At 67.6% G+C, this 12,900-nt stretch carries 10 protein-coding genes; 4 read left to right on the top strand and 6 right to left on the bottom strand.

From position 1 onward, the window contains the following. Positions 1-80: 80 nt before the first annotated feature. The 6 genes from ETD86_RS04820 to gntD form a co-directional block, all read right to left on the bottom strand. Positions 81-668: an SDR family oxidoreductase gene (locus tag ETD86_RS04820; RefSeq protein WP_138664861.1), complete on the bottom strand. Its 588-nt coding sequence runs from the start codon at positions 666-668 to the stop codon at positions 81-83. 634 nt (positions 669-1,302) lie between these two features. Beyond that, complete coding sequence (locus ETD86_RS04815) at positions 1,303-1,704, bottom strand: four-helix bundle copper-binding protein (RefSeq protein ID WP_138664860.1); 402 nt, start codon at positions 1,702-1,704, stop codon at positions 1,303-1,305. Positions 1,705-1,757: 53 nt separating this feature from the next. After that, positions 1,758-3,497 carry an FHA domain-containing protein gene (locus tag ETD86_RS04810; RefSeq protein WP_138664859.1) on the bottom strand — a complete coding sequence of 580 codons (1,740 nt, stop codon included), beginning with the start codon at positions 3,495-3,497 and terminating at the stop codon, positions 1,758-1,760. A gap of 60 nt (positions 3,498-3,557) precedes the next feature. Next, positions 3,558-4,775, bottom strand: coding sequence for a cation:proton antiporter (locus ETD86_RS04805; protein ID WP_211369825.1), 1,218 nt, complete (start codon positions 4,773-4,775; stop codon positions 3,558-3,560). A 6-nt stretch (positions 4,776-4,781) separates the two neighbouring features. Next, the gene (locus tag ETD86_RS04800; RefSeq protein ID WP_211369824.1) at positions 4,782-6,401 is read right to left on the bottom strand and encodes a pyridoxal phosphate-dependent decarboxylase family protein; all 1,620 of its coding nucleotides are present in this window, start codon (positions 6,399-6,401) and stop codon (positions 4,782-4,784) included. Beyond that, complete coding sequence (gene gntD, locus ETD86_RS04795) at positions 6,310-7,344, bottom strand: guanitoxin biosynthesis L-enduracididine beta-hydroxylase GntD (protein ID WP_170222884.1); 1,035 nt, start codon at positions 7,342-7,344, stop codon at positions 6,310-6,312. The genes ETD86_RS04800 and gntD overlap by 92 nt, the downstream gene beginning before the upstream one ends. Before the next feature lie 1,379 nt (positions 7,345-8,723). On the opposite strand from gntD, the gene ETD86_RS04790 reads away from it, so the two are divergent. The 4 genes from ETD86_RS04790 (at position 8,724) to ETD86_RS04780 (ending at position 12,808) form a co-directional block, all read left to right on the top strand. Continuing rightward, entirely contained in the window at positions 8,724-9,830 is a 1,107-nt protein-coding gene (locus ETD86_RS04790; RefSeq protein ID WP_138664857.1) for a hypothetical protein, read from the top strand. A 69-nt stretch (positions 9,831-9,899) separates the two neighbouring features. Next, positions 9,900-10,076 (top strand): hypothetical protein, encoded by a 177-nt coding sequence (locus ETD86_RS54825; RefSeq protein WP_170222883.1) that lies wholly within the window; start codon positions 9,900-9,902, stop codon positions 10,074-10,076. Between the two features lie 6 nt (positions 10,077-10,082). Continuing rightward, complete coding sequence (locus ETD86_RS04785) at positions 10,083-10,277, top strand: hypothetical protein (RefSeq protein ID WP_138664856.1); 195 nt, start codon at positions 10,083-10,085, stop codon at positions 10,275-10,277. 1,109 nt (positions 10,278-11,386) lie between these two features. Continuing rightward, a complete protein-coding gene (locus ETD86_RS04780) occupies positions 11,387-12,808 on the top strand; it encodes a hypothetical protein (RefSeq protein WP_138664855.1) in 1,422 nt (473 codons plus the stop codon). Positions 12,809-12,900 lie beyond the last annotated feature (92 nt).

The raw sequence follows: 12,900 nt of genomic DNA, 5'->3' as shown, positions 1-12,900 counted from the left end.
TGTGACTGCTGTTTCGTGGAAGTCGTGTTACTAGGCGTTCTCGCGATTTCCGCTAGGCCTCATGTCGCCGACCTGCATCTTCATGCTCGATCATGCCTCAGCACCCCGATTAGCTGCGGAACGCGAGTACCGATGCCGCGGGTTGTGGCGTGCATCCGAAGGTTCTCGGCGAGTCCGGTGACGGCCCACTTGGTGGCCGAGTAGAGGTTGGCGGGGCTGTTCTTCAGCCCGGCGACGCTGCCGATGAGCACCAGCCGCCCGCCGGTGGCCTCAAGGTGGGGCAGGGCGACCTTGGCCAGCAGGGCGGGGCCGAGGACGTTGGTGAGGACCATGGGCGGCCACAACGTCGGGTCGCCGTCGCTGAGGGTCGCACCTGCGGTGCGCTGGTAGTCGCCGGAGGCGAATCCGGCATTGGCCACCGCGGCGTGCAGGGCGCCGAAATGCTCCACAATGCGGGTCACGGCGGATTGGGTGGCCTGCCAGTCGGCCGCGTCCGCGATGAGACCCAGCAGCCGATCGGGGTGGCGGGCCGCGTCGAGGAAGGCCTTGAGTTTGGTTTCGTTGCGGCCGGTGACGGCCACGCGGTGGCCGCGATCGAGGAGCAACCGCGCGGTGTGGGCGCCGATGCCGCTGGTCGCGCCGGTAATCAGCACGGTCTTGCTGGTCATGGTCATGCTCCCGGGTGCTGGAGGTGGTCGGTCGGGGTGGCGGTCCGCTGGTCTGGCGTCGTCCCGGTGGCTGCCGGATCCGCTGCCAGTGCACGAGGAGTTGGTGCTTGGCGCCGAGGCGCACAGCACGAGGAGTTGGTGCTTGGCGCCGAGGCGCACAGCACGAGGAGTTGGTGCTTGGCGCCGAGGCGCACAGCACGAGGAGTTGGTGCTTGGCGCCGAGGCGCACCAGGTGGCGGGCGACGACGTCTTCCAGTCCAGCGACGTGCTCGGCGTCGCCTTCGACGTCGACGGTCGGAAACAGGGCGCCTCGGATGGCGGTCGCGCTCGCGCTCCACACCGCCAGGACGCGTACGTGCGCCATGTCGTCGGCGGGAGGATCGGCCCACGGCGCTCTCACACCCGGCCCATGCGCCATGCTCTAAGAGGTGGTCAACGTGCCACACGTGAAAGAAGAGATCAGACCCTCTGACCTGCAGGAAGACGCCGTCGACCCAGCCGGCCACCGGTCGTGTCGCAGACAGAGGCTGATCACCTGGGAGGACCTGGACGGCGTCCTGAGGAAACACCCGCCCCGCCCGACGCCCGTGAGGCCGGAACCCTCGATGCGGCGCCGTGACTCCCCGTGCGAGGCCTACCACTGCAGGTAGGCCAGTGCCCGGTTCAGGACGGGGATCACGGCCTGGGTGGCATCGGCGCATCGGCGTGCGTCGTCGCTTTCGTCCGCGTGGGTCACGCAGAACTCATGACTCGCCTCGACCGCGATGAGACAGGCGCCGAGCTGCGCGATGGCGAGCTCACGGTTCACCCCGAGCTGCCTTTTCAGCAGCCTCCTCGTCACCGCGAGGATCTCGGCGCTGTCCATGTCCCGGCGTACCTCGAACAAGGACGCGGCGGGGTGCGGTGTCGTGAACACCACGGAAGCACAGGCCGTCACCGCTTCTTCGCATTCCTGCAGCGATCGGCCGATCTCATCGAAGAATTCAGCGGGGGGCACGACGTTCGTTTCGGCGGCGCGGTGGGCGTGCAGCGTCATCGCACTTACCTTTCGACTGCGGACGGACTGATGTTCGGCCGTGCGGGCACCGGTCAGGGGTGCGTTGACAACTCGGGCAGCGGGTCCGTCATGACGATTCCGTTGCGGAAGACGGGGCGTCGCCAGTCGGAGGCGTCCAGCGGGAGCAGCGTGTGACGATGCCTCCGGGCCGCTTCGATGCGTGTGTCGTGCGCGCCGGTGGGATATCCGCTGGCCGCGACGATGGCTTCGATGCGTTCGGCGCCGAAGTTGATGGGAACCGCGTCCGAGTATTCCGACGCGCTCACCTCAAGCCACGCGTTCGTGTCCTGGCGTATGTTGTCGGCCAGTTCCCGGATGGCGTCTTCGGGGGTCTTGCCGAGGTTGCGGGCCTGCCAGTACCGCAAGATCCGTGAGCTGTGCCCGATCATGCCGGTCATGGCGCCTCCGCTGGTCAGAAAGTGACCATTGCCGAACGAGTCGCCCGCCACGACGCCGTTCCTCGCGATCAGGGCGTCGTCCCCCATCCTCTCGATCAGGCTGAACAGCTTCGGACCGTAGGCCATCTGCACGCGGCGGAGTGCCGGCTGGTCGATGCCCAGCACCTCGGCCGCCTGCTCGATATAGAACTCGTAGAGCATGTGCTGGTACGCGCCGAAGTACTCGGCCGACTGCGGATCGGTGCCGGGCGGTACCAGGCCCTCGGCGATCGGGTCGAACGACTTGAAGTCCGGGACCTGGACCAGGATCCACCCGACCTCGGGATCGTTCTCGTGTCCGACCGCGATCTGCCGGACCCAGTACTCACGGCCGTCAGCGTCGAACTGGGAGGAGATCCTCCGGCGCAGCCGCCCGTCGATGAGGATCTCCAGCAGGCCGGCTATGAAATCCGCCTGCGCGACGACCGGGCCTCTTCCATCCCGATGGTCGACCGGCACGTCGTGCTGCTCGAAACCGAGTCTCACCGCGTCGGTGCTGTGGAAGCCTTCGGCGATGACGAACAACTCGGGAACGCCGATGTCGATGGGCTCCCGACCGGGCATCGGCATCCGAACGAATCGGCCCTTGAAATCGAATTCCTGCAACTCCATGATGCGAATCCGGTACCTGCCGTCCGGTTGCCGGACGAAACCCTCGCCCTCCGCGTCCACCACCCGGTGTTGGGTGAACAGCCTGACGCGCGGCGGGGTGAGCCCCGCGGCGAGGTCCATCTCGGCGATGGCTTCGAGATAGCGGCGCAGCAGCCGCAGGATGGAGGCGGCTTCGGCCTGGAATGTGGAGGGGCCGTCCAGCACGTCCCGAAGATCGGCCCGAATGGCCTCGGGTTCCGGAGCGCGCGGCACGAGCGGTGGATCGAGCACGGTCAGCACCCGGTGCGGTCGCCCGTCCCTCCACCGGTCGTCGATGAACTCGATGTGCTTGATGGTGCCGACCAGGTGCAGGTCGCGGTCGTACCTGTCGATGACCTCGTCGGGCGTGACGTCGCCAGAGACCGTGTTCGTGCTGTAGAACCGTTCCGCGAGACGGAAGACGGTCCCGTCCTTGTGGCGGGGCACGCCCGCCTCGCCGTACCGGTCCATCATCATGCGATCGATGAGGCCGAGCTGGTGGAAGAGATCCACTCGGAGGTTCCAGTGAACGCCGAGGAAGGGATCCCCTCTCATCTCGACGCCCACCACACGCCGTCCCATGGCGATCGTCCAGAGCATCGCCATCATATTCGTGCCGCCCAGGCCTAGAGCGACGAAATCCGGGTCGGTGACCGCGGAGGCGGACTCATCGGGCTCGTCCGGGTGATGCAAGCGGTGTTTCACAGGTGGCTCTCTTTCTTCGACAGCTGAAGCCGCCTCCCCACGGCGGAGGGGTGGCGTTTTCTACGGCTTCCTGGCCAACCACACGTCGGCCGGAGAGTTCGCGGGACTGAGTATCCGCAGCGACGGTCCGGCCATCGCCGTCGTCAGCACGGCCATGACGACCATGAGGGAATAGATCGCCGGACTGATCAGCCCGGCTTCGCGTCCCACGCCGAGAACGAGCAGCTCAGTCAGCCCACGCGTGTTCATGAGAATTCCGATGACCGCGGACTGCCTGGCGTCGAGGCCCGACACGCGTGCGGCGCCGTACGCCGCGAGGAACTTGCCCGCCACCGCCAGCACGACGACGACGAGGACATCGACAATGGTGAGTCCGTCCAGCTGGGAAAGGTCGACCTGCAGCCCGGCGACGAGGAAGAAGACGGGCAGCAGGAGTGCGGAGTTGAGCTCGGTGAGGCCGCGCACGGTCTGCGGGAACCGGCTGCTGCCCGCGCCCGTTCTCGCGAGCGCGACGCCGAAGACGAACGCTCCGAAGATGTAGTGGAGCCCCATCCACTCGGTGGCCGCGCCGGCGAGGAGAAGCCCGCAGCAGACGGCCGCGAGCACGCCGACGTCGCCGGCCTGGCTTTCCTCCCACGCCTTCGTCTTCCGGGCTATGAAGGGCACGACGGTGAAGGTGAGCACGACGAAGGGCAAGAAGGCGGCCAGCCGCCAGGGATCTTGTCCGGCGCCGCCCGCGACGGCCAGCACGGTTGCCAGCAGCACCCACGCGAGGGCGTCGATGAGCGCGGCAGAGGTGATGGCGATGTTGCCGAGCCTGGTCGTCAGCCGGCCGTGATCGGAGACGATGCGAGCCAGGACCGGGAACGCCGTGATCGACATTGCGACGCCCATGAAAAGGACGTAACCGAGCGGCGGCGCCGACTCCGCGCGCCAGAGGTAGAGTGCCAGCGCCGCGCCGAGCCCGAACGGCAGGACGACGGAGGAGACGGTGATCAGGCCGACCGTCCTGTGCCGGCCCCGCAACAGTGCCGGATCGATCTCCGTTCCGACGGTGAGCATGAAGATCGCGACGCCCACGGCGGCGAACGCGGTCAGCTGCTGTCTTGTGTCGGCGGGAAACAGCCACTCGACGACCGTGGTCCCGAAGAAGGTGGGGCCCAGCAGGATGCCCGCCGTGATCTCGCCCAAGACCGCCGGCTGGCCCAGCCTGCGCGCGAGCATGCCCAGGACCCGGGCGAGCCCGAGTATGATCGCGAGATCGATGAAAAGGATCACGCCGTGTCACCCGCCATCTTCGAGGCGCCCGGCCGAGGTGATCACGTGCAGCACCCTGTCGACGTCTTCCTCCGTCATGAAGGGATTGAGCAGGGTCAGCTTGAGCCACACGGACGGCTTTCCGGCGCGGAGTTCGGTACGTCCGATGACGGCTTTGCCCTCTGCCAGGATTCTGCGGCGGAGGGACGCGTTCACCGCGTCGGACACGGCCGGCACGTCCGCCCGGGGAACGTACCGGAAGACGACCGTCGACAGGACCGGATCGGCCGCGAGCGCCAGGTGAGGCGTTACGGCGATTCGATGCGCGGCGTGTCGGGCGAGCGCGTGACAGTGGTCCACCATCTCGCCCAGGCGTTCGATGCCGACCGCCTGCAACGTGACGGCGATTTTGAAGGCGTCCGCCCGCCGGGTGGTGCGCAGTGACCTGTTGGTGTGGTTCAGATGGCCGGCCAGCAAGTCGTCGGCGGCGTTCACGTACGGCGCCTCGAATGCCATGGGCGCGAACGCGTCCGCGCGCCGTGTGAGCAGCACTCCTGCTCCGATCGGCTGCCAGCCGAACTTGTGCAGGTCCAACGAGATGCTGTCGGCCCCCTCGACGCCGGTCAGCAGCGACGCGAGCTTGCCGGAGAACAGCGCGCCGCCACCGTAGGCGGCATCGACGTGCACCGCCGCGCTATGGGCCCGGGAGATGGCGATGATGTCCTCGACCGGGTCGATGGCGCCGAAATCGGTGGTCCCGGTGGTGGCCACCACGCAGGCGGGCCATCGGCCCTCCCGCGTATCGTGTTCCATCGCCGTCCTCAGCGCGTCCGGGTCCATCTGGTCTCGCGCGTTCGTCTCCACCGGGATCACGTTCTCGTCGGGGAAACCCAGCAGCCGTGCGCTGCGGCGGATCGAGAAATGGGCCGACCGCGACGCGTAGATCACCGATCGGCCGTGCGCGGGGCCCGGACCGCCGGGACGGTCACGGGCCAGGAAGAGGCCGATGAGGTTGGATTCCGTCCCGCCGGACGTGACCACACCCGCGGCGGCGTCCGGGTCGTATCCCACGAGCGTGCACATCGCCCGGACGACCTCGGACTCGATGACGATTCCGGCCGGCGACTGGTCCCACGACGTGAGATCGGCGTTCAGGATGGCGGCGGCCACGTCCGCGGCTGCCGAGATCGCCAGCGGAGGACTGAGCAGGTGCGCCGACCAGGCGGGATCGGACAGGTCGACCGCGCCCCGCGCGAGGATCTCGGTCAAGGACGCCAGAACGCCGATGCCTCGGCCTTCCCGTAAGAGCAACGGGCCCAGTGCGGCACGCACGTTCCCGGCAAGCTCGACCGGCTCTCCTGCGGGAACCGGGCCGCCCCGCTGGTGTGCGCCGTCGGACAGCGCGCGCAGAACGGTTCCGATCAGAGCGTGAAGGTCGCCCGATCCGGGTCTGCTCAAGGGGAAGTCATGCATCTTCCCCCGAGGTCCTGGTTCTGGCGTTCCCAGGCCGATCGCATTGATGGTCATCGACGGGCTCCTGATGGTCGCTGGGCGCTCAGTAGACGACCCGGGCATCGGGCGCGCTCCGCGCGTCGCGCGATCGCCGCAGGTCCCGGCTGATGTTGAGTCGTTTGAGCCAGCGATCATTTCCGTCGAAGGCGGCAACGAACGGCCTGCGACCGTGCACGGCCCGGTAGTTGTCGACGAAGAGCAGTTCGCCGGGGCGCATGCTGTAGCCGGCGATGGCCTTGTCGACCGCTTCGACGAAGACACGCAGGGCCGACAACGCCTCAGGGTCGTCGATGTCCCAGTCCACGGCGTCGGAGTCGAGCCGGACGTAGGGCGATGAAAGGTCGCCGAAGAGCACCGGCGTCTTCTCGGGATTCCGCAGGAGCCGCTCGATGCGGGCGTAGCTGCGGGGCGCGACCGGCACCAGGCCGGGGCCGTGAACCGGCCCGGGGCCCGCGTTCTCCGGCCGGTGCGACTCGTCGGGCCGCAGGACGAACCTCGGCTGTGCGAGGATTTCCCGCACGTCGCGAGAGACGACGACGTCGTCGAGACACGCGAATGTCGTCTCGGTCCCTCCCGGGTTCCGAAGGCACATCAGCGCGACATAGTCGGCCCGGTAAGGATGGAAGGCGTCCTCCGTGTGCCACAGCAGCGTGGCGTCACTGCTGGAGTTGATCTGGCGGCTCTCATGGCCCCGGATGGGAAGCACCTCGTGCACCAGCCTGCCGCCTTGCTGGCTGGCCCAGCCGAAGACGTCGCCGAGCAGGCTCGCGCACAGCGTGAAGTAGAACTCCTCGCGGGCCGAGGCGTGCTTCGCCTCCGCGGCGCCTGCCCAATGGCGCGGTGTCGCGCCGATCGCCGTGTCGTCGACCGGAAATCCGGTCACCAGACACACACCGGCGGGCTCACTCATCCGGAATTCGACCAGCCCTCGCCGCACCGTCACCGGTAATTCATGGGCGTGCACATTCACGTTCCGCAGGAACTCGTCGTCCTCAACGGTCCGGTACCGCTCGGCCATCCGCGCCAACAGCCCCTCGATGACCTCCACCTCACGGCCGGATAAGCGAATCTCATACATGCGCTCACCATCCCCGATAGCCATTCATGCTCGAAACAACGTGGCAGGACTGCCGAGGTCCGCGGCGTCCTGGTGTGCCATTGCAATGTCTTCCGTCTTGCATGTCGCCATGGAGTGGTTCACTCACCTTCTTTTCGATGTCGTCAACAAGCGCTAACGATGCTTCCGCCTTCTTCGTGCGGTCCGACCAGGTCGGGAGTGAAGCATTCACTACACGGACTGCCAATGGCCATACCATTTTCTGCTCGTTATGTATTCACCATCCGCTGGGAATGACCGGCGAGCGCAGGGAGACTCGGCAGACCGACGACCGGAGCCCGTGGCGACAACCATCGAGATCCGGCTCTGGCACAAAGTCCGTGATGATCCGGAGGTGGCGCCGAACGTCCTCGCCGACGATCACGCTTCTGGTGCAGCGATGCGGGATCGGCCAGGTTGGGAAGGGGAGCCCTCAGATCGTGATCGAGCGCATCGTCGCGAAGGGGAAGTGTGTCCGGGGACAAGCCATGCGATGCATCGGGAGCCGCCGGTGACGATGGCGACGCGCCGAGTGTCGGTCATGATGTCCTCCTCAGGATGTGTTGACATCGATAACAGGATCATATTGGCAGCGACTACGTCAAGTTGCTAACGGCTTGATGTTATGACCGCTACTGCCGCGGGGGTGGGGTGCCGCAGGTGCCGCCCCGTTGGCGCGGCGTCAGAGCTGCGAGGCCCCGCAGTCGACGACAAGCTCGGCCCTGGTGGTGTAGGTGGCGTCGAATGCGAGCGGGGCGGCGTTCGGCCCGGCCTGGTCGCGGCCGCTGATCGCCGTGATCAGCGACCTGACGTGTGCCGAGACCGTGTGCCCCGCCGTTGACGTTGTCGATCGCCGGTTGGGACGGCGGAGCGGGCATTGGCCTGCCTGGCACTGCCGGTCCCAGGAAGGCCGGACGCCTGGCTGTTCGCGTGTTCCCGACGCAGCGTGGAGACACGACGACAAGGCTGATCAGCGGTGTGAACAAGGGTCTCGGCTTGGAGACCGCCCGATGGCCGCCTTGGAGAGCATTGGATGCACCTCCGGGGTCTGCCCGCGTCTGGCTCGAGTTTCGATTCGTCGGGATGCATTTCCATCAGCGCAGCAATTGGAAAGCCCAGGCGAAACGTCCTGCGAAGGCGGCTCGACGGGCGCTCCCTGCGACCGGCGCGTGAGCAGGAAATGGGTACCGAATGGACTGTGAAGCGGTTACCGGCGTGGGGAAGGCTACGAACTCGTCAGGAGATCATTCCGGAAATCCCAGAAGGCAGTCATGCGGATGCCCACCCGCGAGGCCCTGACCGTCGGCGCGTGATGCTGGAGAGCGCCGTGATCACCGTAGCTTCCGACCCTAGGGTGTTACATGGCCAGTGAGATGGTGGAAAGCCCGGTTCGAGCTGATCGGGCCGGCCAGGCCGTTCCCGGCTTCGCCGATCGCCTCGCCGCGACCCTGGAACAGGGCTACCGCCGCGCCATGGTCGTGTCTCTCGCCCGGCGTGTGGCGGCGCTCCTGCCCGGCGCCCGGGCCAACTGGTTCACCGCGAGCGTGTCCGTGCTGGCGATGGCCTCATGGCCGTACCTCGCCGATCTGGTGCTGGTGTTCGTGGCGCCTGACCAGGTCTTCGGCAGCGTGCGGAGCACCCTGTACGTCATGTCGACGACGGTGGTCTGCGTGGTCATGCTCGCCCTGGCCTGGAGCGCTTGGAGGCATGCTGAGAAACTCGTCGCCCCGCTCAGCGACCTGGTCGCCGACTCGCCGGAGCGGGATCAGCTGATCGGCTGGCTCCGCCGGCGGATGAGAGTGCCCGGCCAGCTCCTGTGCGCGTTGGCCGGCGCGGCTGTCTCGACGGGGATGCTGGTGCTCACCGCACTGCAACCCGGCGACGTCGTCGAGCCGAACGCGGCCGTCTACCTGCACAACTGCTGGATGGGGTTCCTCGGCGGCAACACGCTCTACTGGCTCATCACGGTGGCCGACCTGCCGCTGCGCCTGCGCACGTACACCCAGCTCCGCCTGGCGTGGATCGACCCCGCCGGCACGTTCGCGATCGTGCGGCTGTGCCACTGCTACGCGCTGGTCTCGATGGCCATGGCGGTGGGCGTCGTCAGCATCGAGGCCGCCGCGATCGTGCTGGCCGACCAGAACTCCGGGCCGTACCTCGACGCCTTCCTGCTCGGCTTCCCGGTGCTGGCCGCCGCGATCGCCCTGTACGTGGGCGTCCAGCCGTACGTGACGTTGTCCCGGATGGTGCGCCGCCACCTGGACGAGGTGATCTCGCCGCTGATGGCGCCTGCCGGTAGTCCGTCCGACGCGCTCGCCCGCGCGGGCAGCTCCGAGGAGGACCTCAAGGTGTACACCTACTTCGGCACGCTGCGCACGCTGCCGATCAGGACGGCGGCGATCATGCAGTACGTCCTGGGCATCCTGGCCTCGCTGATCGTCTACTTCCTGCAGCAGATCCTGGCCTGAGACAGCCGAGGTAGTCGGAGATCCTCCACCTGTTGTCCTTGCCGTAGCCAGCCGGTGAATGCGCCGAAGGTGAGGGACGACCACACGGCCCAGATCCGGGTCCGGCTCAACGCCGCCGCGGCACAGATCCGCGCCCGGATCGACGCCAAGGCCGCGCAGATCGATAGGCAGCTCAACGAGGAGCGAGGGCCGCTGCAGGTGCCGATCGTGCCCGACATCGACCTGATGATGAGATTGAGCACCTAACCGGAGATGGATCGGCTGCAGAGGGAACTCTCTCCCTTCGAGTTCCTGGCGCAGGCGCTCGACCCCGACTTGAACGCGGCGGCGACCAAGACGAGCGGCCTGCTGACGGGGAATTGGATCTTGCCGGAAGACTCGCCCCTTCAGGCAATCTTGCAGCACCTCGCCTGGTACGTGGCCACAGGCGAGGTGGATGACGAATGAACTGTCGCCGTCATCGACAGAACGAGTGACGCCTAACAGCTGGACGGGCTGGTGCAACCCACTTCCGTCCCACTGGTAAGCGGCCACGCCAAGCGTTCCGGGCTCGTGGCGCTGAAGCCAGTTCAGCAGAACTACTGCGACAGCGGTTGCACCTGCGGCTGCATTAAGGCGCAGGCACCAACCATGCTCGTTGCTTGCCCACGACAGGGAGTGCTCTCCAGCCCTTCGATAACACGACTGTGGACTTGGTCAGTCACGCATTCCATGGTCAGTTGCAGAGGGGCCGTGAGGTGGAGGGAGTCTGCGCGTGGGCCGCCGCACACGGCTTTCGTCCTCACCAGTGACGTGGTGGCGAACTCGACGGTGCGGGGACATGCGCGAGATGATCTCCAGATGGTGCAAGCCGAAGGACGCATCTACGCAGGTCAGAGCACGAGTGCCAGTCGGACAGCTACCCCTCTCCTACACCGGGTATCGGTTGGCTGATGCCGTGACGATCGCGGGTCACGTCCACGGACTTCGGTGTGCGCGGTCCGTGGCTGGGGCGATCGCCGGCAAGCCCCTCCTTCGTTGTCCGTCGGGTCTTGCCATCGGGCGACCATGGCTGAGGCGACAGCCACACCGGCCGAGCACCCGGCGCTGGCCGAACTTGCATTGGCTGCCCTTCAACTTGAAGCGGACACGTCAGCGGAAGACGGTGTCAGTCCTCACGGTGATGAGCCGTGAGTCCTCGTCGGCAGCGCTACAGCCGTCTCCTAGCTCTGCACCCGTTCGTCGCTGTTCCGCGGGACCACCGGAATCGGCGAGAAGTGATGAGAGGCGTCCGCGAGCGCAACCCCTGCTCAAGGCATGATCGAGCCGTCTCCGCAGGTCGCCCGATCGCGGGGCGGAGAACATGCATATCTTCGAGGACGCCAACCTGGTCCAGCGCCTCGTCATCGGTCGTCATCTGGCTCGGGGACCGCTGACATCGAAGATCCCGTGGTCCCTGTGCTGGGAGCGGGGTTCGCTGTCTTGTGTGGCGGATCCGTTGCGCGAAGTTGTACGCTGATCAAGATGAATACCTCCCTCAGAAGATTGGGGGTCCTGTTCGCACAAGGTGAGTGCTGATGCACTACTCGACCGCGAACGAGGATTCCCGCCTCTCCTTCTGGCGGCGCGTGCGTGAGTTCGCCGTGCCGCCCGCCATGATCGAGTCTGCGACCGCCCGCCGTGCCACCGGTGATTGGGCAGGTGCGTGTGCTGCGGCACACGTCGACGTCGATCTGAATCTGCGCCATGCGGCTCACGTCTACGGGCAGGAGTTCGCCGGCCGTCTCCGGGCCGATCTCCGCCATCTGGCTCCTGATCTGCTGCGCTGGTACATGCCGAGGATCGCACCGGACGGGCTGATGCGACCGGGCTTGACCGTCTCGCTGGCCCGTTACCACCCGGTGGGGCATGGCGGCGGCAGCACGGTGCACCTCGTGGCCCGGACGCCGCCGGCTTGGGCGGATGCCGGTCAGCGGATCAGCCTGGCTCTGTGGGACGGGTCCCGATTCGGGGCCGGTCCGCATCCGCATCCCAGTCCTCGTCGGCGCTTCCGCCTCGATCTGCACCGTCACCTGTGGGATGTCCGCAGGGTCGGTGAGCTCCGGGTCCGTTCTGGGGCGGACCGGTCGCCCGACGACGGACGTTCCGCTCCGCATCTGGATGTGCCGCCGGCGCGTGGCTTGGCCGTGGACCGGTGGGCGGCCGAGGCGTGGATGCTGCTCCGCGCGGAAGGGCGGGCCGGTGGTGCGGTCGCCGTGCGGCTCGGGGGGCGGCGTCAACTGGTACTGGATCTGGCTGCGGACGGGGACATCCCCGGACTTCCGGCACTCCAGATCAGGACCGCTCCTGCGAGGGGCGACGCGTCCGCGATGCCGGTGTTGCCTGATGCGGCGACGTGGGTGCTGCCCGACCTGGCGTTGCTTCGCGCCGGACTGATCGAGGCCGACCGGCTGCACCCGCTCGTCGTGCCGGCGCTCGTACCGGACCATTCGCCGGCCGGCGCGCCGCGGAGCCCTGAACGGGGAGGCGGTCTGCGCCTGGTCGAGTGCCGTGGCGCCCAGCACCGGATCGGTCTCGTGAACGGGGTGCTGGTCCCGCTGGACCACGACCCGGCCGAGATCCGTCGTGAGGGGTTGCTGGCTGCGCTGACCGGCACCCCGCTGCCCTGCCTGCGGGTGATCGACGAGGCCCACCGCGTCCCGGACTCTCTCATCGACGTCCGCGCGCGCCTGGACCACGGCGACACCGCCGGTGCCCTGGCCGCCGTCGAAGATCTCCTCGGGCCTGGTGCGCCGCTGCCCAGGGGCGCCCTGCGGGAGGAGTTGGAGATGGCGGCGCGGCGGCACATCGACCACGGGCTGTTCCGGGCCGGCCTGGCCGGGCTCGGGCAGGGCCCGGCCGCTCGGCCAGGCCGCCGCACCCGCCGCACCCGCCGCACCCGCCGCACCGGCGGCACCGGCCGCACCCGGGCACGCCTGCGACACGCGACATTCCGCTGACGCCGCGGGCCTCATCCTCCTCGCAGCTGTCCCGCGACTGACGCCGCGGTCTCACTCTCCTCGCAGCCGTCCTGCCGCTGACGACGCGGTCT

Source organism: Nonomuraea turkmeniaca, assembly GCF_005889735.1.
Classification (GTDB): domain Bacteria; phylum Actinomycetota; class Actinomycetes; order Streptosporangiales; family Streptosporangiaceae; genus Nonomuraea; species Nonomuraea turkmeniaca.
The sequence above is the reverse complement of the archived record's forward strand: the minus strand, read 5'-3'. Positions and strand labels throughout refer to the sequence as shown.